Consider the following 22,067-nt stretch of genomic DNA (forward strand, 5'->3'; position numbering starts at 1 on the left):
AGGCAACCGGGCGGCTAATATCCCTAATAAAGCTGCGGGCGGGCCTAGTAACGCTGCGGGCGCGGAAGCGGGACCGGCCCCTCGGCGCTCTGCACCCGGCGCCAGATGACGGCGGGGTCGTCCACGCCTTCATTTACCGCAGCGCCGATCAGTTCCAGCCCCTTCAGGCCGTAGTGCTCGGCCTGGGCGCGGACGAAATAGGCGGTGGTCATGGCGGTGTCGCAGACCTGCGGGTTGCGGTCGCAAAATGCCATCAGATCGCCGATCGCCTGGCCCGTGGCCTGCGCAAGCTGCAAGGCATGAGCAAGTTTGTCGCCGGTCGCAATGGGCATGTCGCTTGCCGGGTCGATCTGGTTGCTGACGTAAGAGCCCTGCGGGCCGTTGCTGACCGTTTCATACCCATAGGCGTCCTCGCCGGGCCGGTAAGCGGCGGGCAGGGGCCGGTAGTCTTCGCTTTGGGCAGCGGAGAAGCCGTGCCCGGCGCGCGTCGGCGCGGAACCCTCGCCCGTGGGCAGAAGGAAGGCCAAGACAGCAATCCAGAATATGGCTCGCAGAATAAACATCACTCTCGCTGCTTCTTCTCGGGTTAACCGATATCTCAGCGTAAAAGCGGGAAACTGAGCCAGTCTTAAGCACTTTGTTAAAATTCAAAGCACCCGGACTTAAGTTGGGAAAACTATGTTCTTTGGCTAGCAAAGACTCAAGAAAACTCGGCTAAGTCGATGTAGTTTTTCGCAAAAAACGAAAAGTATTTGAAAAGTTTTTGCTTCAAATGCCGTGAAAATTTTAAAGATCCGGCGCCGCATTGCTTCCTGCAAAGGAAGAAGGTTAGGCGCTGCGGTAATAAAGGTTAAGGCGCAAAAGAAAACCGCGCGTCAACCAAGGTTAACGCGCGGCGGGATCGGAATACCGGTAAGAAGAAAAGCTTATTCTTCTTTTGCCTTCAGGCGGGCGCTGCGGGGCAGCACTTTCGCCCAGCAGGCGCGCACATCTTCCAGCCCGTGCTTGCCCGTGCACCAGGCTTCCTCGGAGGGGAAGTGGGCGGCGGCCAGGCACTGATTGAGATTGAGCCGGGCCCAGCGCAGGCAGCGCGTGGAATTGGAATTCGCGGTAAAGCTGTCGATAAGCTGGGACTGGGCTTCCTGCTCGTCGATGACATGGCGCGCGGCCACGGCCAGCACCTGCTCCATCAGCGGCGCAGAGGCAGCATGGGCGGTGGAAATCGGGCTGAATTCCTGTTTGATCGCCTCGATGACGCCGCGCCCTTCTTCCAGCGCTGCCGTATCGACCGTGCGGTCTTCGGGCAGCGGGGTCAGGCTGCCCCATTTTTTCGACTGGAAATCGCGCGCGGCGGTCAGGAAACGCTGGCTCAGCGTTGCCATTTTCGCGTTATCGGCGGCGATATTCTCGATCACGGCGGCGGTGGCGGAGCCCGCCCCGTCGATCCGGCGGGCATAAACGCCGCGCCCGCTCAAATTGCTCAGCACGTTGTCGCGCCCTTCGGCGGAAACGCGCGCCTTAACGCCGCGGGCAAAGGCCGGATCACGCGCCGCGATAAGCGCCCGGTAGGCAATCCAGCCGCGGGCGATGCGCTTGGGCTCGGAATAGCGCAATTGCTGGAGTACATGGCGCACCTGGTTGGGCGTGTTGAGTTTCAGCGTGCTCGCATCGTTCAGCACATTCTGGAAAACCGCATAATCCTGGGCAAAGCCATTAAGGCTCGTGTCGTTCGGCAGCGGGCCGGACAGCGCGGCGACGCCTTGCGCCGGGCGCGGCTCGGGCAGGATGAAGACCTCCGCGCCGCTATCGGCGGGTGCGGGCAGGCTGGCCTGCTGGCTTTTCTGTTGTGCCGGGCTTGTGCTGGCCGGCTGGGCGCTTCTGTCACCGTCGATGACGGCGCAGCCGCCAAGGGCCAGAAGGGCGGCGCCAGTGATGGCAGCGCGAATGGAAAGAAAACCGGAAGAACCGCATCCGGCGGCGAAACGCGACTTCGTCATACCCGAAACCCCTCGAAAGGCTGTGCCCATGCCCCACGCAACAGCAATGCCAATTGCCCCCGATTCAACATTCATACCATGATTGTGCGGATGGCGCATATACTAGTGTGAAGCTCCTGCCCGATGCAATTGCCAAAAAAGAACGCCGGCGGCCTGCCTTATTCAATATTGAACGGCGGCACAATGTCCGGCCCGAATGACGGGCGGTACACAGCCTGGCAAAATATCGCCCGCGCGGACCGGTTCTTACAAACCTGTTCCGTATAGGGATGTTTACCATGCCTCTTGAGCGGAGAGCGCTTCTGCGGCGCTTCCACCTTATAGCCGGGCGATCATGTGCATGAGGTTAAAGCGCGCGTCCGATCTTGCAAAGAATGCCCGCAAGACCCGCCTCATTCATGATATGAGAGAGCGCGGTTTCAACAAGAAAGCGGGCCTCCAGCGTGCCTCATAGCGACGAACCCCGGCTGAAAGCGGAAATCTGGGTGAAAGCCCTGATCCGCCGCGCGGGCGCGGAAAATGTTCCTGCCATGGTGGTGCGGCGGGGTGATGACACCTCGGGCACGGTGCTGGTGAAGGTGAACGGGCTTGACGGCACGGCCATGGTCTATGCCCGCGCGCGGGCAGGGGACGGCAGCCCCGTCTGGATACCGGGCAATGGCCCCGCGCCGGTCGCGGAGGCCGAAGCGGACGCTTATATCGAGCGCCAGCGCAAATTCGATCCGGATCTGTGGGTCGTGGAAATCGAGGATCAGGCGCGGCGCCATTTCCTGCAGGAAAAAGTGGAGGGCGAGGAGAGCCGCCCTCCGGATCTTTCCGCGTCGTCTCTTTTCAAGATTTAAGGACGCATGAACATATAGTCGCCGTCCGGGTCGATATTCTCCGCGGAGCTGATGAGCTCTGCGGCGATATCCTCGTTCGAGCGCACGGTGCGGAAAAGCTGGATGGCTTTTTCCAGGAAAAGCCGGCCGACCACATCGGCGTCGTATTTGGCGGCCTCCGCTTCGGCAATGGCAGCTTCAAGATGCGGGGTCACGATGTCACGGGCTGTTCCAGCCATGGGAAATCCTTTCGTCTGATGGGTTTGATAGGGTAAATGTTGAATGGTGCCATTCTGCCTGTTTCCGCGCCGCACGTCATGATGTGAATCAAGCGGGACGCTTGGCGGAAACGTAAGGTCCGCGGGGACTTTCGGGGGGCTTTCGGGAGGCTCTTCAAGGTATGGCATCCGCCGCCTGCTTGGGTTAGGGTGCGCCGCCTTTGGGAGCGGGGCCGGCTCCTCGTTTCCGGCCCGAAATTGCAGTTCAGGCACTTGAATTCATGTACGAACCGAAAACCGAAGCCGTGCGCCGCCGGCGCACTTTTGCGATCATCTCCCACCCGGATGCGGGCAAGACGACCCTGACCGAAAACCTGCTTCTGATGGGCGGGGCCATTCGCATGGCCGGGCAGGTGAAAGCCAAGGGCGAGCGCCGCCGCACCCAGTCGGACTGGATGAAGATCGAGCAGGAGCGCGGGATTTCGGTTTCTTCCGCCGTCATGACCTTCGAATTCGAGAACACGATCTGTAACCTGCTCGACACGCCGGGCCACGAAGACTTTTCCGAAGACACCTACCGCACGCTGACCGCCGCCGACAGCGCCATCATGGTGATCGATGCGGCCAAGGGCATCGAAGCGCAGACGCTAAAACTTTTCGAAGTTTGCCGCTTGCGCGATGTGCCGATCATCACCTTCATCAACAAGGTGGACCGGGAAGGCCAAAGCCCCTTCGAGCTGATGGACGAAATCGCCGAACGCCTGGCGCTCGATACCGTGCCGATGATGTGGCCGGCGGGCATGGGCGGGCTCTTCAAAGGCCTTATCGATCTGAAAGAAAACACCTTCCTGCCCCACACGAAGGGTGAAGAGGGCACGGGCGAGGCGGTGGACTTTTCCTCCGATGCTATGGCGCAGTATATTCCGGAAAAGGAACTGGAAACCCTGCGCGAGGAAGCCGAGCTGGCGCAGGTCGCAAGCCCCGACTTCGACCTCGATCTTTACCGCGCGGGCGCCATGACGCCGGTCTTCTTCGGCTCGGCCTTGCGCAAGGTGGGCGTGCGCCAGCTTCTGCGCGGGGTCACAAGCCTTGCCCCCTCGCCGCGCCCGCAAAAAACGACGGTGCGTACCGTCGAGCCTGATGAAGGCAAGGTCTCCGGCTTCGTCTTCAAGGTGCAGGCGAATATGGACGCCAATCACCGCGACCGGATCGCTTTCATGCGGCTCTGCTCGGGCCGTTTCAAGCGCGGCATGAAGCTGAAAATCTCATCGAGCGGCAAGGTCATTTCCGTCCACAATCCCATTCTCTTTTTTGCGCAGGACCGCGAGCTGGTGGAAGAAGCCTGGCCGGGCGATATTATCGGTATCCCGAACCACGGCACGATCCGCGTCGGCGATACGCTGACGGAAGGCGAAGACCTGGTCTTTACCGGCATTCCGAATTTCGCGCCGGAAATTCTGCAGCGCGTGCGCCTCGATGATCCGATGAAGATGAAGCATTTGCGCCGGGCGCTCGAAAGCCTTGCCGAAGAAGGTGTGACGCAGGTCTTCAAACCGAAGATCGGTGCCAATTGGGTGATCGGCGTCGTCGGCCAGCTGCAGCTTGAAGTGCTGCGCGAGCGTATCGATGCCGAATACGGCATCAAAGTGGGGCTGGAGCCGGCGCCCTTCGAAACCGCGCGCTGGGTCTCGGCGGAAGATCCTTTGGAGCTCAAGCGTTTCGTCGATGCCAATCAGGGTAATATTGCCGAGGACAGGGACGCCGCCCCCGTCTTCATGGCGAAAAGCGCCTGGGAGGTCGGCTATATAACGGATAAATGGCCGAATATTTCCTTCTCGGCGACACGCGAACGTCAAGCCGTCGAGGCATAAGAAGAAGGCCTGGCTGAAACAAGAGGATGCCGATGGAAAACGTGCCGGCTCAATTCGCTGAATTGTGGAGCATCACCTTGGAGGTCTGGAATAGCGGCTTTGGGGGCTATTCGGTGGGCGATGCGCTGATCGCGCTCGGCATCTTTCTCTTCTTCTATCTGCTGCGGGGGCTTTTTTCCCGCTTCATCTTTTCCGTGGTCGACCGCTGGGTAAAGAACACGCCCAATCATTGGGACGACAAACTCCATGCGGCGCTTGCCGAACCTTTGCGCTTTGTCTTCGTCATTATCGGCGTTTTCTTTGCGCTCGATTATCTCGATCTCGGCGGCACGGCGGCGGTGGTTGCCAGCAATGTGCTGCGCTCGCTCATCGCCATTGCGATTTTCTGGGGCATTCATAATGCGCTGACCCCGATCTCCGATCTTCTGCGCGAGCTTGAACGCGTGCTCACCGAGGAAATGCTGGACTGGCTGGTGACGGGCGCGAAATGGGGCGTCATCGCCATCGGGGCTGCGACCGTTCTGCAAATCTGGGGGGTGCAGGTCGCCCCCATCATTGCCGGGCTCGGGCTTTTCGGTGTGGCCGTCGCGCTCGGCGCGCAGGATCTTTTCAAAAACCTGATCGGCGGGCTTTCCATTCTCGTCGAAAAACGCTTCCGCAAGGGCGACTGGATCCTGGTCGACACGGTGGTGGAAGGCACGGTGGAGCATATCGGTTTCCGCTCCACCATGGTGCGCCGTTTCGATAAGGCTCCGGTCTTCGTGCCCAACCAGAAACTTTCCGATGCGGCGGTGACGAATTTCTCCGACATGACCTACCGGCGCATCTTCTGGAAGATCGGCGTGGAATACCGCACGAGCCTCGATCAGCTCAAAGAAATCCGCGACAAGATCGAAGCCTATTTGCGCGAGCATGAGGCCTTTGTCGGCCCCGCCGAAGCCCCGCTCTTCGTGCGCATCGATGCTTTCGGCGCCTCCTCCATCGATATTCTGCTTTATACCTTCACCCACACCACCGTCTGGGGAGAATGGCTGGAGCTGAAAGAAGAGCTGGCCTTTAAAGTGAAGGAGATCGTGGAAGGGGCGGGCACCGGTTTCGCCTTCCCGAGCCAGTCGCTTTATGTGGAAAAATGGCCGGAGGGCAGGCCCGAACCTTTCGTTCCCCCGAGCGATGCCAAGGGGGAAGGGCAAAGCGAGGCGCCCCGCGCCAATTAGGTGGGCGGCAAGGTTACGCCGCCTCGCTCTTTTCCTGGGAGCGCACGCGCCAGAAGCGCATGGTGCGCTGAGCCACATCCACCGGTACTTCGTCGTAAAGCGCGAGCAGCTTATACGTGTCCTCGATGGAGCGCTGAGAGCCGGTTTCCCGAAGCAGAATAAAAGTCGAAAAGGTCGAGCGGTCGAAACGCGAGGCCTTGCAGGCAATCGCAAGCCCTTCGCCCGTCTTGTCGAAGAAAACGCGTTTGGCTGTCTTCTCGTCGATATTGGCAAGATGCGCGAGGCCGCAGACAAGCTCCGGCCATTGCTTTTCCCGGCACAGTTTGACAAGCAGCGCTTCGTTGAGCTCGCGCTCGGCGATCATCTTTTCGATATAAAGATGGGCGCGGGATTTTTCCGGCGGGGCGGAGCCCATTTCCAGAAGAATGCGTTCCTCGGATTCGCGCAGCAGCCGGTTGACCATATCCGGGTCGAGATTGGTCGCCTTGGAGAGGATCGTCTCGCGCAAGGTCGAAGAGACGAACCAGAACATGTCATGCATCAGCTCGGGCGAGAGATCGTCCCGGTCCACCAGAGGCTCGTGCAGGTCCTTGTTCGCCTCGGCGCGCTTGACGACACGCTTCATCGTCTCTTCATCGATCTGCGCGCCCTTATTCGTGACGAGCTTTTCAAGCACGGTATCGTCGCCATGTTCGACAAGCGCGCCGGAAACGGCGATGGTGACATCGTCGCGCGCCGCGATGAGTTCCTGATGCGCGCCGCCTTTTTGCTGGATGATGGCGATGAGGTCTTCTTCTTTAAGGCCCCGGCTTTTTTCAAGGATGGGCCGGGCGACTTCCACTTCATCGCTGGCAAGCTGGCGCAGCACTTCGCGCGGCGTGTCCACGACTTCCGCCAGCCGGTAGGCAAGCTCGGAGCGCACACGCGCTTCCATCTCGCTGGCGACATGGGTCATGATGTCGGCAAGGTGCCCGCGTTCGCTTTCGCTGAAGCCTTGCGGATTCTCGACGAAGATATCGGTAACTTCGCGCAGCAGCGTACGCCGCCGCTCGCTTGACGGTTCTTTTGCAAGTTCGATCAGTTGATTGAGACGCGCAAACTCGGCCATGGTCGCAAAACCCTAACGATCCCCATCCTGAACCTTCGGTGAATGGCCTAATATCGTGCACACTTGTTAAAAGAACGTGCCGGAATTCCGTTAAATTTCGAGCATTCCGCCGCGAATCATCGTGAAAATTTTTCCGGGCCGGGAGTTAATTTTTTCATTTTGAAACGCGTGCAAAGGGTACCCGTTAATTCTTCATTCATGACAAATTGTAATGATGAGGCATAGGGAGGCTGTCGTGCTCACACCTTCAATAGGGGGGCGGTTCTCAATCGGGAGCGATGAGATGGCCAAGATCATAGAGTTCAAACCCCGCGAGGCGGGTGCCCGGTATTACGACGAGCCGGCGAAGATTCTCGAATTTCCGAAAGCAGGCGGCGGCGCCTCGAAGGCGGCGCATAGCAGCGAGATTTCGCTGGCTGCCATCATGGACGCTTCCTGGCCCGCGCAGGACGGCTAAGAAGGCGGCTTGGCCCGCGTGAACAAGCGTGTGGCTTCGCGGCAGCGAGTGTCGATAACCGCGTAGCCATTGGGGAAGACGAAAGCAGGGGCGTGGTCCTTGGGGGTCCTCCATCCATTCTTTCTTTCCGGCCCGCTTCACATGTATGTCAGCGCCCGCGCGCTTTTATGGCAGGGCAGGGCGCCAATACGTCGATATTTTCCTAAGAGAGAGGTTGCATCCTTTCTCCCGGCATGGTTCCTCTGAGCCGGCCGGGCGCTATTCCTATGGCGTCCTGGCATTGCGAGAGTCGGCGCTGCGAGAGCCAGCGCTCTGAGAGGAAGTGACGTGCAACTTGTCGTTTTGGGCGCAGGGCTGATGGGCGTGACCAGCGCCTACCGCCTTGCCGAAGAAGGCCATGACGTAACCGTCATCGACCGGCGCGAGGGGCCGGGACTGGAGACGAGCTTTGCCAATGGCGGTCAGCTCGGCTTCCGGGAAGTCTCGCCCTGGGCCGCGCCCGATGTGCCCTGGACCGCGCTCAAAATGCTTGGCGACCCCACAGCCCCTTTCCGCTGGAAACCGAAAGCCGAGCTGGAGCAATGGCGCTGGCTTCTGGCTTTTCTCTTGCGCTGCAATTCACCGGCCCGCGCCGAGCGCGAGCGGCACAATCTTTCCCTCGGGCTTTTCAGTCAGAAAGAACTCGAAGGCCTGCTTACCCGCCTTGCCGGTGAAGGGGAAAGCCTTTCTTTCGATCACGAGCGCAAAGGCATTTTGCGGCTCTTACCGGATACCAAAGCCGTCAAACATGCCAAAGCGGAAATGGCGCGCCTGGCCGATATGGAGCCGGGGCTTGAAGTGCTGGAGGCGGGGGCTTGCGTTGCGCTGGAACCGGCGCTTGCCTCCATCCATCAGCGCGGCGAACTTGCGGGCGGGCTTTATGCGCCGGGCGACCAGTCGGGAGACGCGCATCTTTTCACGCGCGCGCTGGCAAAGCGCGCCGAGGCCAAAGGCGTGCGCTTTCTCTATGGCCGGGAAATCACCTCGTTCGAGGAAAGCGCCGGGCGGCTGAAAGCCGTGCGCTGCGGCGCGGAGAAGATAGAGGCGGAGGCTTTCGTCTTTTCGCTCGGCGTCGGCGGGCTCAAACTTGCGCGCAAGCTCGGCTTCCGTTTGCCCTTCTATCCCGTCAAAGGCTATTCGGTAAGTGTTGCGATGGAAGAAGGCGCGCCGGAAGTAAGCCTGACCGATGAAGGAAGGCGCATCGTCGTTTCCAATCTCGGCGGGCGGCTGCGCGCTGCCGGTAAGGCGGAGATTGCCGGGCACGACACGGCTCTCGACCGCACCCGTGCCCGCGCCGTGCTGCAGGGGCTGCAAGAACTCATCCCTGCCGTGGGCGAGGCGGCGGAGGCGGAATTCTGGACGGGCCTGCGCCCCATGACCGCCGATGGCAGCCCGATCATCGACAAGGCGCCGGGCTATGAGAACCTTTATCTGAATACCGGCCATGGCACGCTCGGCTGGACGCTTGCCATGGGCTCGGCCTCGCTTCTGGCCGATCTGATCGGCGGCAAGACGACCGAGATCGACCCCACGCCTTTTGCGCTGAAACGGCCCTCCCTTTTTCCTTAAGAGGCCCCTAACCATTCCCGCCTAAACTTGGCGGCTCACGGATGGAGGCAGGCCATGCGGGTTTTGGTCAAATCGGCAGCAGGATTAGCGCTTTTGGCGCTGACGCTTGGCGCATGCACGGGAGGCGACTATGGCCGCCAGGCCCGCGGCTTCGAGGGAACGGCGGCGCGCGTCTGGTCGAGCCTGCCGGAACTGGCCGGGGAGCGGCGCGAGGAAAGCGGGTTGGCGCTGACCGGCGGGGAAAGCGGCCTGCGCGCTACGGCGGATCAGATCGCCGAGCCTAAAGCCGGGTCCACCGAACATGACCCGCTCGGCATTGCCAAGCTGGAGCGCGTGCTCAGCGACGTGCAGGCGCCCGAAGACCCCGAAACCTATTACCAGTTCATGGCGCGCACCTATCAGGATGTGCCCGAAGCGATGCTCTTTGCCATGGCCGCGCATCTGGCCGAAGACCGCGACATGACGAGCCGCTTTGCCCGTCAGGCAGGTGAGATCATCGAGGCCGACCGCGCGCGCCTTGCCGCCCTTGCCGCTGCGGGCAGTGAAGCCGCCCTCGGCCGCCGCGCCATGGTGGATGGGGCCGTGGATGTGCTGCGCCGGGTGGATGAAAACGGCGACGCGATGGATGAGACGATCACCGTGCTCAATCACCGCATCGCCTCTTACCGCCACGCACTGGTGCGCGCGCGCCTTGCGGTGCCCGGCCACGCGCAGCTTATGGTCATCGAAGATGAAATCGGCGCGCTGGAAGAAGCGGTCATGGGGCTCGAGCTCGATGCAGGCCGCCACGGCGCTTTGATGCAGGCGCTCTTTGCCCCGCAAATGGAATTGCCCGCCGTGCCCGAGGATATGGGCTTCGGCATGATGATGGGGACCCCGCCTGAAGCGGAAGGAAAGAGCGCGGAGGAACTTGCGGGCAAGACGCCGCTCGCTCCTCAAGAAAGAGCGGAAGAGAACGCGCCGCCGCCTGCCGCGCAGCCCGCGCCCTCAGGCCCGCGCAACATCCTGCCCGGCAAAACCACCTGACATAAGCGGCGCCTTTGTCCTAACGATAAGGGCGCACCGGGTCGCTGGTGCCCACCGTGACACCGGAAACGCAGCAGGGGCTTTCGGCGCGGAAGGGCACCGTCACTTTCAGCTTGCACATGGGCGGCGCATTGCCGTGGCCGGGCTTCACATATGTCCAGGCCTGGCACTTGCCGTCTTCCTCGCAGGCGCGCATGCAATGGGCGGGCGCGGCGCTTTTCAGTTCGAAGACACGGTAATCGGCGCCCGGCCGGTCGGTGTTCTGTTCCATAAAGACTTTCGCCTCGAGCGGGCGGGTCATAAGCGGCACGGCCATCAGCGCGGTAATCGCAAGAATGGTCGCGGTGACGCCGAAAAAAGTCCGGCGCATATAGATGTGATCGGTCATGGATCTGTCCTGGGTCCCCGTTCTGTCGGACCCAAAGACTAAAGGGGTCCAGTGAGCATTTACTGAACCCCTTTATTCGAATTTTAGGTTTTAAGGCCGCAAGCGGGCGAAAAGCGCCGGAATCAGCCGCCGTGGCGAGCCTGGAAGATGGTTTTGCGCCCATCGCTTGCCGGCTGATAGACCACGGAAATCTCGTCCATCGCCTCTTTCCAGCCGTCGATGGTGATGCGCTGGCTCACTTCATAGGCATCGAAGCCGCAGCGGTGCATGAAGAAGAGCTGGTCGCGCAGCACATCGCCTGTGGCGCGCAGCTCGCCCTTATAGCCATAGCGCTCGCGCAGGAGCCGGGCATAGGAATAGGCGCGTCCGTTCTTGAACATCGGAAAATCGAGCGCGATCACGGCGAACTTATCGAGATCGTCCGCGATTTCCTTCGGCTCTTCCCCGGAGAGAAGTTTGATGCCGAGCGGGGCGGTGCGGGCGGCAAGCGTGTCTTTCTCGTTCTGCCAGCGCGTCAGCGAGACAATGACGGGCCCTTCCGGCAGCGGACCTTCCTCATCGGCATACGTCCATGTGTCTTCGACGAAGGCTCCATCCTTAATGAGCGGCATAGAGTTTCTCCTTGAACGGTTTCATGCCGATGCGGCGATAGGTGTCGAGGAAGCGCTCGCCGTTCTGGCGTTCACTCAAATAGGTTTCCACGATGTTTTCCACCGCGCCGACGATCTTGTCTTCGGTGAAGGCGGGGCCGGTAATGTCGCCGAGCGAGGTTTTCTCGTCCGCCGAACCGCCGAGGGAGACCTGATAGAATTCGGTGCCCTTCTTGTCCACGCCCAGAATGCCGATATGGCCGACATGGTGGTGGCCGCAGGCATTGATGCAGCCGGAGATTTTGATTTTCAGCTCGCCGATATCGTTCTGCCGGTCGAGGTCCTCGAACTTCTTGGCGATCGCCTGGCCGATCGGGATCGAGCGGGCATTGGCAAGGTTGCAATAATCAAGGCCCGGGCAAACGATCTGGTCGGTGATGAGGCCGAGATTGGGTGTGCCGAGGCCGTTTGCATCGAGCTCCTGCCAGAGCGCAAAGAGGTCTTTCTGCGGCACATCGGCGAGCACCAGGTTCTGCTCATGGGTCACGCGGATTTCGCTGAAGGAATAAGCATCCGCAAGCTCGGCGACTTTTTCCATCTGCTCGGAAGAGGCATCGCCGGCAACGCCGCCCACGGGTTTGAGCGAAATATTGGCGATGGCATAGCCCGGCACTTTATGCGCGGCGACATTCTGCTTCACCCAGCGGGCAAAGGCAGGGGTCTTTTCAAAAGCTGCGTTGAGCTCAGCCGGATCGTTTTCCAGCGTCTCGTAAGCAGGCGCGGCGAAATAAGCTTGAATGCGCTCGATCTCGGCTTTCGGCAGTTCCACCGGCCCGTCTTTCTGCATGGCGGCGAACTCTTCTTCCACCTGGCGGCGCATTTCCTCTTCGCCGATCGTGTGGACGAGGATTTTGATGCGCGATTTAAAGAGGTGATCGCGCCGGCCATGCATGTTGTAAACGCGCATAATGGCTTCGAGATAGGTCAGGAGGTTTTCCTGCGAAATCGCCTTGCCGATCAGCTTGCCGATCATGGGCGTGCGGCCCTGGCCGCCGCCGACATAAATGTCGAAGGCCGTCTGTCCGTCTTCGCCCTTCACAAGCTCGATGCCGATATCGTGCACGCGGATGGCGGCGCGGTCTTCCGGCGCGCCGGTGACGGCGAATTTGAACTTACGCGGCAGGAACGAGAATTCCGGATGCAGCGTCGACCACTGGCGGATGATCTCGGACCAGATGCGCGGGTCTTCCACTTCATTGGCGGCGACACCCGCATATTGGTCGGAGGTCACGTTGCGGATGCAATTGCCGCTCGTCTGCAGCGCGTGCATTTCAACGGAAGCCAGATCTTCCAGAATGGCGGGAATGTCTTTCAGCGCCGGCCAGTTGTACTGAATGTTCTGGCGCGTCGTGAAATGGCCGTAGCCTTTGTCGTATTTACGCGCGATATGGGCGAGCATCCGCAGCTGGCGCGAGGAAAGCGTGCCGTAAGGCACCGCGACGCGCAGCATATAGGCGTGAAGCTGCAAATAGACGCCGTTCATCAGGCGCAGCGGCTTGAACTCGTCCTCGGTAATCTCACCGGTCAGGCGGCGCTGCACCTGCCCGCTGAATTGTTTCACCCGGTCCTGGACCAGAGCGTGGTCGAATTCGTCATAACGATACATCGGACTTGTCCTGCAGCTTTAAATCAATCATGCGGGGCGGGGTTTCGGTCCCTGACCCCTCTCAGGCGGTTTTGCCTTCCGCCTGTTTGCCGAGATCGAGGCGCACCGTCGGCCCGGCCATGCGGATACGCTCGCGCACGGAGGCGGGCACGAGCGTGCCGTCTTCCTCGGCGATTTCGAAGAGATAGGGGTCCACGATCTCTTGTTGCTCGAGCGCGGGATTGGCTTTTGCCAAAAGCGCCTCGGCTGCTTCCTTGCCTTCGGCAATGGCGGCATCGGCCAGCTTTTCCGACCACTCGCCCTTGGCCGTCAGATAAATCACCACACCGTCGATCAGCCGGTTGGCGGTGACGGCCTGAACCTGGGCCATTTTGTTAGAGTGCTGGGCCAAAACCTATCTCCGGTAAAATTCCGCGGGCCTTCACGCGCGCGCGGGGAATATGCCTCATTTGGGCGTAAACATGGTCATTTTCGTAATCTGCGTCAATAGAGGTGTAGAAATATATTATCCACATGACGAGCATGTGAATATGGCGTGCGGGACTTAGCTTTCCCGTTTGACGGCGCTTTCGTGCCAGCGGCGCAAAAGGGCGTATTCCAAAAGGCTGAGCGCGAAGAAAATCGCGATGCCGAGGAGGGAGAGCAGCACCAAAGCCGCAAACATTTTAGGGATTTGCAGCCGGTTGCCCGCTTCGATGATGCGCCAGGCAAGGCCGGTCGAGGCGCCGGAGCCGGCGACGAATTCCGCCACCACGGCCCCGATAAGCGCGAGCCCGCCCGACACTTTCATGCCGCTGAGGATATGGGGCAGGGCGGCAGGAAGTTGCAGGCCCCAAAGCGTCTGCCAGCGGCTTGCCCCGTAAAGGCGGAAAAGATCGCGCAGATTGTGATCGACCGAGCGCAGGCCGAGCACGCTATTGGAGAGAACGGGAAAGAAGGCGACGATCCAGGCGAGAATGAGAAGCGCAAGTTCCACATTGTCGAGCCCGACCCAGATGAGAATGAGCGGGGCGATGGCGACGACGGGCGTGACCTGCAAAATCACCGCATAAGGAAAGAAGGCGGTTTCCACCACCCGGCTCTGAGAAAAGAGTACCGCAAGGCCGACGCCGCTGAGGGAGGCCAGAAGAAAGGCGGCAAGCGTGACTTTCAGCGTCACCCAGGCGGAAAGGAAAAGCGATCCGGCATGGGCGACAAGCGCTTCGCCGATGCGGCTCGGAGCCGGGAGAATGAATTCGGGCAGGCCTTGCGCGCGCACCGCCCATTCCCAGACCCCGAGAAAGATGAGGCCGACAAGAAGCGGCAAGGCCCAGCCCAAAAAGCGCGCGGAGGAAGAGGAAGCGTTCATGCCGCACTCCTGCCGCGCAAGGCCGCGCTGACCTGTTTGGCCTGCTCGAAAAAGAGCTGGCTGTCGCGGAACGCCTGACCGCGCGGGAAGCCGCCCTCGATGGGCATGTAGGCTTTAAGGCGTCCGGCTTCGTTCATGATGAGGACGCGCTCGGAAAGATAGACTGCTTCATAAACCGAATGGGTGACGAAGATGACGGTCCAGCCCTGCTCGTTCCAAAGGGTGAGGAGATCGTCATCGAGCTTTTCCCGCGTCAGCTCGTCAAGCGCGGCGAAAGGCTCGTCCATGAAAAGCACGGTGGGTTCCATGACAAGGGCGCGGGCGATGGAAACGCGCATCCGCATGCCCCCCGATAGCTCGCGCGGCATGGCATGGGCCGCCTCGCCGAGCCCGACGCGGGAAAGCGCTTCCATGATGCGGGCGCGCGCGTCTTCGGCCGAAATGCCCTTCAGCTTGAGCGGCAGATGCACGTTTTCGAAAACATCCGCCCAGGGCATGAGCGTTGCGTCCTGAAAAACGAACCCGGCTTCGGGCCGCGCGCCGCCTGCCCAGGAGAGCGTGCCCGTGCTGGGGCTGAGGAGCCCCGCCATGAGGCGGAGCAGCGTGCTCTTGCCGCAGCCCGATGGGCCGACCAGCGAGACGAACTCGCCCCGGCCGATCTCAAGATCGATGCCGGAAAGAGCCTGCGTTCCGCCCCGGTAGGTCTTGCCCGCCCCCTCGATCTGCAAAAGCCCGGCTTTCGTCATTCGCCAAGTCCGCGCTGATAATCGAGCCCGTAGCCATTATTGATGAAGTGCAGCGTGTAAGCCTCTTTGTAATTAAGGGCGGGGTCGTAAACCCCTTCGCGCGCCATGAGCTCGAAAAATTCTTTCCAGCGTTTATCGCTCATCGCGCCGATGCCAAGCTCTGCCGTTTCCCCGGAATCGACGATGCCGTAGGCCTGCAATTTTTCGACGGCCTGGGCGAGCACGTCCTCGCTCATTTCCGGATTGTCTTCGAGGATCAGTGCATTGCCGGGGGCGGGGTCATCGTAAAGATAACTGATCCAGCCTTTGATCGTCGCATCGACGAAGGCCTGCACCACCTCCGGCTCTTCCTCGATCAAACTGTCGGGCGCGAGCACGAAGGCGCCGTAGCCCGGATAACCGTAATCGGAAAGGAGGAAAACTTGCGGCTCAAAACCGCCTTGCCTTTCGATGAGATAAGGCTCGGAGGAAAGATAGCCCTGCTGGATAGCCTCAGGGTCGGAAAGAAAGGGCGCGAGGTTGAAGGTGTATTTTCGGATCTGCGTATCCTCGAAGCCGTATTTCGCGCGCAGCCAGATCCAGAACGCGCTGATCGTCGCGTCCGACACCATGATGGGCTTGCCCTTCATGTCGGCGATGGACTGCACGTCCGCGCGCGGATGGGTGATGAGCACTTGCGGGTCTTTTTGAAAGCTCGCCATGACCGCTTTCATCTTCGCGCCCGCCGCAATCGTGTTGAGCGGAATGAAACTGTTCGAGCCCATGCCCATATCGACTGCGCCTGCGGCGATGAGCTGGGGCACGTTGACGCCCGGCCCGCCCTGGCGGATCGTCACATCGAGCCCGGCTTCCTCGTAAAAGCCCATGGCTTTCGCCTGATAGAAGCCGCCTTGTTCGGCCTGCGCCTTCCAGTCCGTCACGAAAGTAATTTCGCGCAGACCATCCCCTTCGCCCGGGGCGGGCGCCTCGTCGCGCAAAAAAAGAAAAGCAAGCAGCGCGGCTGCGGCAACAACAATCCCGGCACCGACAAGAACGGATCGGTTCATGACATCCCCCATGACCAGATGAGCGGCCAGTTTAGCAGTTTCTTATGTGCAGAAGATAGAGCGCGCGGGGCGGAGGTCAGGAGGCGCGTTTGAGCGCGGGGCGGGCGGCGGGCGTTTGTGACGCGGCGGCGCGGGCATGAACGCGCGCTTCCACGTCCCTGATCAGCGTTTCGACGTCCTCGGGACTTACATCCAGAAAATCGCCGTAATCGCCCAGCACCGCCTCGATATCCTCATGGGTGAAGGCGAGAGGTTCCTGGCCCGCCGGTTTGCCATGCGGCGCAGGAGCGGCATGGGGATAGGAATGGCGCGTGGCATTGTTGAAGGCGAGCGCGGTCAAAAGCAAAAGCGCGGAATTCGCCGCCACCGGGAAAAGCGCGAACATGAAGCCTGCGCCGAAAATATCCGGTCCGCCGAGCGTGGCCGTCAGCGCCACCGCGCCGCCCGGCGGGTGCAGACAGCGGCAGGCGGCCATGAGACCGATGGCGCCCGCAACGCCGAAGGCCGCGCTTAAAACCGGATCGCCGAAAATCTTCACCGCGAAAATGCCGACCAGCGCGGAAAGAACATTACCGCCCATGATGGACCAGGGCTGGGCCAAGGGGCTGGCGGGCACGGCGAATAAAAGCACGGCGGAGGCGCCCATCGGCGCGATAAGATAAGCGCTGCCCGCGCTTGAAACGCCGAGCCAATATTGGGAAAGCAGGCCGGTCACGAAAATGCCGGTCAGCGCGCCTGCGACCGCGCGCCATTTCTCCGCGCCGGGCAATTGCGGCGCGTCGGGCACGGCATGACGGAGAAACCGGGCAAACGCCCCGGCAGTGATACGGCGCACGGAAATGTCCATGAATGCGGGCCCGCCACCACGAAGGGCCTTCATCAGGCGGGCAGGACTAACCGATGGCGCCGCCCGCCGCAAGTCCCCCGCGCGTACCCTCTGGCTTTACATCACAGAGCAGCGGGCTGCTTTCACGGCCTCTTGAAGGGCGGGAAGCTTGTCTTCGGAGGAAATCAGCGTGCGCACCAGCGCGACGCCCTTGGCGGAAGGCGCAACGACGATGGGAATGCCTTTGGGGTCGGGCACGATCTGATCTTCGGTGACGAGAATAACCTCCACCTCATCGCGGGCGGCCTGGGTGTCGTTCACCGTGAAGAAATTATCCGTATTGGCCGCGAACATGGAAAGCGACCAATAGGTGTCGGGTACGGGCGCGGAAAACTTTACCGGGCCCGAGGTCAGATCATAAGCGCAGATCGCATAAAGAAGATCGGGGCTTGGGCGCACCACGCCGCGCGCCTCGGCGCTGGCGCGGGGGCCGGCTGTCATTTTATTCGCGCCCTCGCTTTCCACGACGCGGCTGTGCAGCACGCCCATGACGACATGCGGATAGGCGAGGATCGCTGAAATATGAAAGAGCACGGCCAGCACCAGCGTGCCGGCGATCCAGAAAGGCCAGCTTTTCATCGGCAGCGCTCCTTCGTGACGGTCGGCAGGGTGAGGTCTTGCGGGGCGGCGGCAACTTCGGGCTCCGGATTATAAAGCCGCAAGGTCAGCGAGAAGGAGGCGCCGTCACCGCCTTCATAGCCCGTCGGCACGAAATCGCCCTTCGCGCTTTCTTCTCCCTCCGCCGCTTTTTCGGGGCCGACGGTGAAAAGAAAACGCTCATTCGTCCAGGTGACGGTGTTCATCGCGGCGGAATATTTATCCGCCTTGTTGGGGATGAGGTAATGGTCCGCGCCATAAGCGGTGATGGACCACCAGCGTGCGGGCAGCTTGCCGCCGGAGACGACATAGGCACAGTTGGTTTTGAGCGCCGCGCCGGAATCATCCGTAAAGGCGGTGAAGTAAATCGTTTCGGATTTGGAAAGCGCGAGCAGGCCCTGCCGCGCGACGGCGGCGCGAATGTAAGGGTCGGCGGCGGGGGAGCCGATGGCAAGGTTGGTGTGCCAGGCGCCATTTTGCGCCGCACCGCCAAAGCCGATGCGCCCGAGCCCGCCATCAACGACCCACCAGGCCGAGCCTGCGCCGAGCGCCAGCGCCACGAGCAGGGCGGCGACCAGTTTTCCTGCGAGTTTCAATCCCCCATCTCCCCTTTTTACCTTACCCTAATCGTTTCCCCGCCCTGGCGAAAGCGCGTCGTCCGGCCCGCGCTCACAGGCGGGGCGGAGCGGAAGAGAGCGGAAAGCTGGCGGAAATATTCCTGCTCCTTGCCCTGACGGGCCACCACAGGCTCCCGCCGGACGCCGGGAAGGGCGATGCGCGGCAGGCCGCGGTGAATGTCGTTCATGTAAGCGCTCCAGGTGCTAGCCGCGATGCCGCCGCCGCTCGCCCCTTCGCTCGGCGAGCTGTCATCGTTTCCGAACCAGATGCCGGTCACATATTGATGGGTGTAACCGATGAACCAGGCATCGCGGTTGTTCTGGCTGGTGCCGGTTTTACCCGCCGCCATGCGCCGCCCGAGGCTGGCGCGCGTGCCCGTGCCTTCGGCGATCACCTGATGGAGCATATGGGTCATGTCCCGCGCGCGCCGGGCGGAAATGATCTGGCGCGGCTCTTCCTTGCGTTCGTAAAGCACGATGCCGGACGGCGTAGAAATTTCCGTAATGCCCCATGGCGCTGCGCCCTTGCCGTCGGCGGCGAAGGGAAGATAAGCGCCGGTCAGTTCCACAAGCGTCACTTCCGAAGCGCCGAGCGCAAGGGAAGGAAGCGCGGCGATCGGACTTTTGATGCCGAGCTGGCGCGCCGTCCCGATCACCTTGCCGCGGCCGACTTGTTCGGTCAGCCGGACGGCGACGGTGTTGAGCGAATGTTTGAAGGCGGTGAGAAGCGTGACGGGGCCCCAATAACGCCCGGCGCTGTTTTCCGGCTGCCAGCCGTGAATGTCCACCGGCTCGTCGATCATGATGGACGAGGGGCCGAAACCGTTTTTAAGGGCGGTGAGATAAATTACCGGCTTGAAGGCGGAGCCCGGCTGGCGCTTGGCTTGAGCGGCGCGGTTGAACTGGCTGTCGAGATAAGAGCGCCCGCCCACCATGGCTTTGACCGCCCCGTCCCGCGCGAGCGTAAGCAGCGCGCCTTGTTCGATATTTACGGCGGGCCCTTGATCGGCCAGCGCTTTTTCCATCGCAGCTTCCGCCTTGCGTTGCATCGCGCCGTCGAGCGTCGTGCGGATGATGATCGTGCCATCGGCAGGCGGGATGAGGGCGCGGGCTTCTTCCAAAATCCAGTCGACAAAATAATGCGTGCCGAGGCGGTCTTCGCGCACGACGATTTCTGCAGGCTCGGCACGGGCGGCGAAAACCTCGCCATTCGTCAGCGAACCGGTTTCCACCAGAAGCTGCAGCACATAATCGGCGCGGGCCTGGGCGCGTTTAAGATCGTTTGTAGGGGCAAACCGGCTCGGCGCTTTGGGGAGCCCTGCAAGAAGCGCGGCCTCGGCAAGCGTCACGTCCGAGACGGGCTTGTTGAAATAAAAGCGTGAGGCCGCTTCCACCCCGTAAGTACCCGCGCCGAGATAAATGCGGTTCAGATAGACGGAGAGGATTTCGTCTTTCGTGTAATGGGATTCCAGCCAGAGCGTGATCAGCGCTTCCTGGAATTTGCGCGCGACCGTGCGCTCGGAGGAAAGATAAAGGTTCTTGGCGAGCTGCTGAGTGATGGTCGAGCCGCCTTCGACGAAGGCGCCGGCCTGCAGGTTGCGCCAGGCGGCGCGCAGGATGCCGCGAATGTCGAAACCGCTATGGGAATAAAAGCGCTGATCCTCGGCGGCGAGAAAAGCTTGAATGAGATAGGGCGGCATTTCTTCCAGCGGCACGATGTCGGCATAACGCCCGCCGCGCGTCGCAAGCTCTTTGCCATCCGCATCGAGCACCATGGCGGCGCGCTGATCGAGAAGCTGGGGATTGTCGATCTGCTTTTGCAGATGCGGCAGAAGCAAGAAGACGAGAAAGCCGAGCGCGATGGTTAGCGCCATGAAAGAGAAAGACAGAAGCGAGACCCAGCGGCGCAGACGCACGCGCGTCCGCCCGCCCTCATGCCCGGGCGGGGACGGTCTGTCTCTTTCCGGCCCGCTTTCGGGCCAGCCATCTTGCGGTTTCTCCGCCATTTCCCCTCACTTCTGGGCCGCCCTGTGCCAATGTGGCACGAAAGGCAGGCTGGACATGCGCCCATGAAGGGAATTAAGCAATCGCCATGCCCCGGCATGACGGCGGAAACGGGACCGGAAATGAGTAAAGACGCGGGCGCGCCTTTCTGGCAGCGCAAAGCCCTGGACGAGATGAGCCGGGCGGAGTGGGAATCGCTCTGCGACGGTTGCGCGAAATGCTGCCTCGTCAAACTGGAAGACGAGGACACCGCCGAAATCCTTTATACGGATGTGGTTTGCCATCTCCTCGACTGCGAGGCGTGCGCCTGCACCGATTACAAGAACCGCTCGGTACGCGTGCCGACCTGCGTGACGCTGACGCCGGACAATCTGAAAGACCTCGACTGGATGCCGGACACTTGCGCTTATAAATTGCTGCGCGACGGTAAGGACCTGCCCTGGTGGCATCCGCTTGTCTCGGGCGAGCGGGAAAGCGTGCATCTGGCCGGCATCTCCGTGCGCGGCAAGGTCGTCTCGGAAGAAGAGGTGACGGATGACGAACTCGACGGGCGCATCGTCTCCTGGCCGCATTATGACGGGCTGAGCGGCGACGACGATGAGTGAGCCGCATTTATTTTTGCGTGCCTCTTGAAAGTGAAACGCTCCGGAACAGGATTGGCGAGGCGAGCGAGGCCAGCATCCGCGCGCTGGCCGCGCTCATCCGCAACCGGCTGTTATGGGCGCGGGCCTATAAGCGGGCCGTGGGCCGGGCGCATCCGCTTTATGGGGACGGCTCGCTTTATGCCGTGCTGGCGAGCCTTGCCGTGCGGCAGCCGGAGACGGGGGAGGCGGGGCGGTTTCTCGAAATCTCCCGCGCCGCGCTTTCGGGCGTGCTGCCGGATGAAACCGGCGGGGCGACGCAGTTTCACCGCCATGAGGAGGCCCCGGCCTGGGCGGCGCGGGCGCTGCCGCGCGCGCTCATCGGCCGGCACTGGTTCTATGTCCGCCCGGAAGAAGCGGCGGCGCTTTATCCCTTTTTGGACCCCGTTTCGGGGGCGGCATGTGAGGAGAGGACCTGCGGCAGGCCGCAGGAGAAAAGGAGGCGTGAATGAACGATCTGCTGGCCGGTATTCCGGCAATTCTGGCAAGCGTGCCCGACTGGCTTTCGGCGCTCTTGTCGCTGGTGGGGGCGGCCTCTGCCGTAACCGCGCTCACCCCGACGCCGAAAGACGATAAATGGATCGGCAAAACCTACCGGATCCTGGAGATTCTGGCCCTGAATATCGGCTATGCGCGGCCGGGCGGCGCGGGCCCCTGGAAAAAATAGCGGGAAAGGTAGCCGGGAAAGAAGTACCGGGCGGTGAGGAAGGATGATCCGGGCACCCGCCCCGGAGACTTCCGGTCAATATTGTGCCGGGCACAGTATTTTAAGTTACTTTTTTATTGTTCCGTTCAGATTTGCTTAAAACGTCAATGTTAGTCTGTTTCATGGTGTCCGGTATCTATCGGCCGGGCACTCACTCAAACGCCCGGCCGGAAGGCCGGTGGAGAGGCACCATGACGCAGCGAATGATTTTCTTTCCGCAACGCCGGCGCATCAATGTGAAAGCGCTTGCCGTGTCGCTGTTTCTGCTGACCTTGAGCGCGGCATCCTTCGTCGCGGGTTTGCAGGTCGGGGTCGAATATTCGGCTTCGCTGAGCGGCAACGTTCCGTTCCTGTCCGTTCAAACGGCATCCGCGGATCTTTAAGCGCGATTGATTTCCGTCTTTCCGCTCCGTGGCCTGAGGCCGCGTGGAGCCTCCGCGTCCCTATTCCTTCCCTTTATTTCTTTTCTGTTTGAGCCGCGCTTGTGATTGCGCGCTGCCGCCTGCATCATC

At 61.3% G+C, this 22,067-nt stretch carries 25 protein-coding genes; 10 read left to right on the forward strand and 15 right to left on the reverse strand.

The window, feature by feature from the left end:
• Nucleotides 1–44: 44 nt before the first annotated feature.
• The gene (locus ACOQOT_RS04870; RefSeq protein WP_420561253.1) at nt 45–527 is read right to left on the reverse strand and encodes a hypothetical protein; all 483 of its coding nucleotides are present in this window, start codon (nt 525–527) and stop codon (nt 45–47) included.
• A gap of 399 nt (nt 528–926) precedes the next feature.
• Nucleotides 927–1,997: a hypothetical protein gene (locus ACOQOT_RS04875; RefSeq protein WP_420561254.1), complete on the reverse strand. Its 1,071-nt coding sequence runs from the start codon at nt 1,995–1,997 to the stop codon at nt 927–929.
• Between the two features lie 443 nt (nt 1,998–2,440).
• On the opposite strand from ACOQOT_RS04875, the gene ACOQOT_RS04880 reads away from it, so the two are divergent.
• Complete coding sequence (locus tag ACOQOT_RS04880; protein WP_420561255.1) at nt 2,441–2,839, forward strand: DUF1491 family protein; 399 nt, start codon at nt 2,441–2,443, stop codon at nt 2,837–2,839.
• Here ACOQOT_RS04880 and ACOQOT_RS04885 read toward each other — a convergent pair.
• Nucleotides 2,836–3,057 (reverse strand): hypothetical protein, encoded by a 222-nt coding sequence (locus tag ACOQOT_RS04885; RefSeq protein WP_045445610.1) that lies wholly within the window; start codon nt 3,055–3,057, stop codon nt 2,836–2,838. The two genes, ACOQOT_RS04880 and ACOQOT_RS04885, sit on opposite strands and share 4 nt — an antisense overlap.
• A gap of 260 nt (nt 3,058–3,317) precedes the next feature.
• Between ACOQOT_RS04885 and ACOQOT_RS04890 the strand changes: the two genes are divergently transcribed.
• Entirely contained in the window at nt 3,318–4,907 is a 1,590-nt protein-coding gene (locus ACOQOT_RS04890) for a peptide chain release factor 3 (RefSeq protein WP_420561256.1), read from the forward strand.
• A 32-nt stretch (nt 4,908–4,939) separates the two neighbouring features.
• On the forward strand, nt 4,940–6,121 hold the full coding sequence (locus ACOQOT_RS04895; protein ID WP_420561257.1) for a mechanosensitive ion channel family protein: 1,182 nt from the start codon (nt 4,940–4,942) through the stop codon (nt 6,119–6,121).
• A gap of 13 nt (nt 6,122–6,134) precedes the next feature.
• Here ACOQOT_RS04895 and ACOQOT_RS04900 read toward each other — a convergent pair whose 3' ends face one another.
• The gene (locus ACOQOT_RS04900) at nt 6,135–7,229 is read right to left on the reverse strand and encodes a DUF2336 domain-containing protein (protein WP_420561258.1); all 1,095 of its coding nucleotides are present in this window, start codon (nt 7,227–7,229) and stop codon (nt 6,135–6,137) included.
• A gap of 283 nt (nt 7,230–7,512) precedes the next feature.
• Here ACOQOT_RS04900 and ACOQOT_RS04905 point away from each other — a divergent pair, with 283 nt between their 5' ends.
• The 3 genes from ACOQOT_RS04905 (at nt 7,513) to ACOQOT_RS04915 (ending at nt 10,320) form a co-directional block, all read left to right on the forward strand.
• Nucleotides 7,513–7,686: a hypothetical protein gene (locus ACOQOT_RS04905; protein ID WP_420561259.1), complete on the forward strand. Its 174-nt coding sequence runs from the start codon at nt 7,513–7,515 to the stop codon at nt 7,684–7,686.
• A gap of 327 nt (nt 7,687–8,013) precedes the next feature.
• The gene (locus tag ACOQOT_RS04910) at nt 8,014–9,294 is read left to right on the forward strand and encodes a D-amino acid dehydrogenase (protein WP_420561260.1); all 1,281 of its coding nucleotides are present in this window, start codon (nt 8,014–8,016) and stop codon (nt 9,292–9,294) included.
• A 54-nt stretch (nt 9,295–9,348) separates the two neighbouring features.
• The gene (locus ACOQOT_RS04915) at nt 9,349–10,320 is read left to right on the forward strand and encodes a hypothetical protein (protein ID WP_420561261.1); all 972 of its coding nucleotides are present in this window, start codon (nt 9,349–9,351) and stop codon (nt 10,318–10,320) included.
• Between the two features lie 19 nt (nt 10,321–10,339).
• Here ACOQOT_RS04915 and ACOQOT_RS04920 read toward each other — a convergent pair whose 3' ends face one another.
• The 11 genes from ACOQOT_RS04920 to ACOQOT_RS04970 all read right to left on the reverse strand — a co-directional run bounded on the left by ACOQOT_RS04920 (nt 10,340) and on the right by ACOQOT_RS04970 (nt 20,210).
• Nucleotides 10,340–10,708, reverse strand: coding sequence for a PAN domain-containing protein (locus tag ACOQOT_RS04920; RefSeq protein WP_420561262.1), 369 nt, complete (start codon nt 10,706–10,708; stop codon nt 10,340–10,342).
• Nucleotides 10,709–10,830: 122 nt separating this feature from the next.
• Entirely contained in the window at nt 10,831–11,319 is a 489-nt protein-coding gene (locus ACOQOT_RS04925) for a DUF934 domain-containing protein (RefSeq protein WP_420561263.1), read from the reverse strand.
• Nucleotides 11,306–12,964 carry a nitrite/sulfite reductase gene (locus ACOQOT_RS04930; protein ID WP_420561264.1) on the reverse strand — a complete coding sequence of 553 codons (1,659 nt, stop codon included), beginning with the start codon at nt 12,962–12,964 and terminating at the stop codon, nt 11,306–11,308. The genes ACOQOT_RS04925 and ACOQOT_RS04930 overlap by 14 nt, the downstream gene beginning before the upstream one ends.
• A gap of 61 nt (nt 12,965–13,025) precedes the next feature.
• A complete protein-coding gene (locus ACOQOT_RS04935; RefSeq protein ID WP_420561265.1) occupies nt 13,026–13,334 on the reverse strand; it encodes a DUF2849 domain-containing protein in 309 nt (102 codons plus the stop codon).
• A gap of 174 nt (nt 13,335–13,508) precedes the next feature.
• Nucleotides 13,509–14,312: an ABC transporter permease gene (locus tag ACOQOT_RS04940; RefSeq protein WP_420561266.1), complete on the reverse strand. Its 804-nt coding sequence runs from the start codon at nt 14,310–14,312 to the stop codon at nt 13,509–13,511.
• A complete protein-coding gene (locus ACOQOT_RS04945) occupies nt 14,309–15,058 on the reverse strand; it encodes an ABC transporter ATP-binding protein (RefSeq protein WP_420561267.1) in 750 nt (249 codons plus the stop codon). The genes ACOQOT_RS04940 and ACOQOT_RS04945 overlap by 4 nt, the downstream gene beginning before the upstream one ends.
• On the reverse strand, nt 15,055–16,104 hold the full coding sequence (locus ACOQOT_RS04950) for an ABC transporter substrate-binding protein (RefSeq protein WP_420561268.1): 1,050 nt from the start codon (nt 16,102–16,104) through the stop codon (nt 15,055–15,057). Before ACOQOT_RS04950 ends, ACOQOT_RS04945 begins: the two co-directional genes overlap by 4 nt.
• Nucleotides 16,105–16,180: 76 nt before the next feature.
• The gene (locus ACOQOT_RS04955) at nt 16,181–16,951 is read right to left on the reverse strand and encodes an HPP family protein (protein ID WP_420561269.1); all 771 of its coding nucleotides are present in this window, start codon (nt 16,949–16,951) and stop codon (nt 16,181–16,183) included.
• 96 nt (nt 16,952–17,047) lie between these two features.
• A complete protein-coding gene (locus tag ACOQOT_RS04960) occupies nt 17,048–17,569 on the reverse strand; it encodes a DUF1254 domain-containing protein (protein ID WP_420561270.1) in 522 nt (173 codons plus the stop codon).
• Entirely contained in the window at nt 17,566–18,183 is a 618-nt protein-coding gene (locus tag ACOQOT_RS04965) for a DUF1214 domain-containing protein (RefSeq protein ID WP_420561271.1), read from the reverse strand. Before ACOQOT_RS04965 ends, ACOQOT_RS04960 begins: the two co-directional genes overlap by 4 nt.
• A gap of 17 nt (nt 18,184–18,200) precedes the next feature.
• Nucleotides 18,201–20,210, reverse strand: coding sequence for a transglycosylase domain-containing protein (locus ACOQOT_RS04970; RefSeq protein WP_420561272.1), 2,010 nt, complete (start codon nt 20,208–20,210; stop codon nt 18,201–18,203).
• A gap of 96 nt (nt 20,211–20,306) precedes the next feature.
• Here ACOQOT_RS04970 and ACOQOT_RS04975 point away from each other — a divergent pair, with 96 nt between their 5' ends.
• The 4 genes from ACOQOT_RS04975 to ACOQOT_RS04990 all read left to right on the forward strand — a co-directional run bounded on the left by ACOQOT_RS04975 (nt 20,307) and on the right by ACOQOT_RS04990 (nt 21,938).
• Nucleotides 20,307–20,813 (forward strand): YcgN family cysteine cluster protein, encoded by a 507-nt coding sequence (locus ACOQOT_RS04975; RefSeq protein ID WP_420561907.1) that lies wholly within the window; start codon nt 20,307–20,309, stop codon nt 20,811–20,813.
• Nucleotides 20,810–21,301 carry a hypothetical protein gene (locus ACOQOT_RS04980; protein ID WP_420561273.1) on the forward strand — a complete coding sequence of 164 codons (492 nt, stop codon included), beginning with the start codon at nt 20,810–20,812 and terminating at the stop codon, nt 21,299–21,301. The genes ACOQOT_RS04975 and ACOQOT_RS04980 overlap by 4 nt, the downstream gene beginning before the upstream one ends.
• On the forward strand, nt 21,298–21,516 hold the full coding sequence (locus ACOQOT_RS04985; protein ID WP_420561274.1) for a hypothetical protein: 219 nt from the start codon (nt 21,298–21,300) through the stop codon (nt 21,514–21,516). The genes ACOQOT_RS04980 and ACOQOT_RS04985 overlap by 4 nt, the downstream gene beginning before the upstream one ends.
• A gap of 230 nt (nt 21,517–21,746) precedes the next feature.
• Nucleotides 21,747–21,938 carry a hypothetical protein gene (locus ACOQOT_RS04990; RefSeq protein WP_147446258.1) on the forward strand — a complete coding sequence of 64 codons (192 nt, stop codon included), beginning with the start codon at nt 21,747–21,749 and terminating at the stop codon, nt 21,936–21,938.
• Nucleotides 21,939–22,067 lie beyond the last annotated feature (129 nt).

The organism is Tepidicaulis sp., from assembly GCF_965222285.1.
Lineage (GTDB): Bacteria > Pseudomonadota > Alphaproteobacteria > Parvibaculales > Parvibaculaceae > Tepidicaulis.

What these genes read in the sequence shown, in the direction of transcription:
- ACOQOT_RS04875 (WP_420561254.1), bottom strand. Translation starts at nt 1,997, where the DNA reads ATGACGAAGTCGCGTTTCGCCGCCGGATGCGGTTCTTCCGGTTTTCTT.
- ACOQOT_RS04885 (WP_045445610.1), bottom strand. Translation starts at nt 3,057, where the DNA reads ATGGCTGGAACAGCCCGTGACATCGTGACCCCGCATCTTGAAGCTGCC.
- ACOQOT_RS04890 (WP_420561256.1), top strand. Translation starts at nt 3,318, where the DNA reads ATGTACGAACCGAAAACCGAAGCCGTGCGCCGCCGGCGCACTTTTGCG.
- ACOQOT_RS04895 (WP_420561257.1), top strand. Translation starts at nt 4,940, where the DNA reads ATGGAAAACGTGCCGGCTCAATTCGCTGAATTGTGGAGCATCACCTTG.
- ACOQOT_RS04900 (WP_420561258.1), bottom strand. Translation starts at nt 7,229, where the DNA reads ATGGCCGAGTTTGCGCGTCTCAATCAACTGATCGAACTTGCAAAAGAA.
- ACOQOT_RS04905 (WP_420561259.1), top strand. Translation starts at nt 7,513, where the DNA reads ATGGCCAAGATCATAGAGTTCAAACCCCGCGAGGCGGGTGCCCGGTAT.
- ACOQOT_RS04915 (WP_420561261.1), top strand. Translation starts at nt 9,349, where the DNA reads ATGCGGGTTTTGGTCAAATCGGCAGCAGGATTAGCGCTTTTGGCGCTG.
- ACOQOT_RS04920 (WP_420561262.1), bottom strand. Translation starts at nt 10,708, where the DNA reads ATGACCGATCACATCTATATGCGCCGGACTTTTTTCGGCGTCACCGCG.
- ACOQOT_RS04925 (WP_420561263.1), bottom strand. Translation starts at nt 11,319, where the DNA reads ATGCCGCTCATTAAGGATGGAGCCTTCGTCGAAGACACATGGACGTAT.
- ACOQOT_RS04930 (WP_420561264.1), bottom strand. Translation starts at nt 12,964, where the DNA reads ATGTATCGTTATGACGAATTCGACCACGCTCTGGTCCAGGACCGGGTG.
- ACOQOT_RS04935 (WP_420561265.1), bottom strand. Translation starts at nt 13,334, where the DNA reads ATGGCCCAGGTTCAGGCCGTCACCGCCAACCGGCTGATCGACGGTGTG.
- ACOQOT_RS04940 (WP_420561266.1), bottom strand. Translation starts at nt 14,312, where the DNA reads ATGAACGCTTCCTCTTCCTCCGCGCGCTTTTTGGGCTGGGCCTTGCCG.
- ACOQOT_RS04945 (WP_420561267.1), bottom strand. Translation starts at nt 15,058, where the DNA reads ATGACGAAAGCCGGGCTTTTGCAGATCGAGGGGGCGGGCAAGACCTAC.
- ACOQOT_RS04950 (WP_420561268.1), bottom strand. Translation starts at nt 16,104, where the DNA reads ATGAACCGATCCGTTCTTGTCGGTGCCGGGATTGTTGTTGCCGCAGCC.
- ACOQOT_RS04955 (WP_420561269.1), bottom strand. Translation starts at nt 16,951, where the DNA reads ATGGACATTTCCGTGCGCCGTATCACTGCCGGGGCGTTTGCCCGGTTT.
- ACOQOT_RS04960 (WP_420561270.1), bottom strand. Translation starts at nt 17,569, where the DNA reads ATGAAAAGCTGGCCTTTCTGGATCGCCGGCACGCTGGTGCTGGCCGTG.
- ACOQOT_RS04970 (WP_420561272.1), bottom strand. Translation starts at nt 20,210, where the DNA reads ATGGCGGAGAAACCGCAAGATGGCTGGCCCGAAAGCGGGCCGGAAAGA.
- ACOQOT_RS04975 (WP_420561907.1), top strand. Translation starts at nt 20,307, where the DNA reads ATGACGGCGGAAACGGGACCGGAAATGAGTAAAGACGCGGGCGCGCCT.
- ACOQOT_RS04985 (WP_420561274.1), top strand. Translation starts at nt 21,298, where the DNA reads ATGAACGATCTGCTGGCCGGTATTCCGGCAATTCTGGCAAGCGTGCCC.
- ACOQOT_RS04990 (WP_147446258.1), top strand. Translation starts at nt 21,747, where the DNA reads ATGACGCAGCGAATGATTTTCTTTCCGCAACGCCGGCGCATCAATGTG.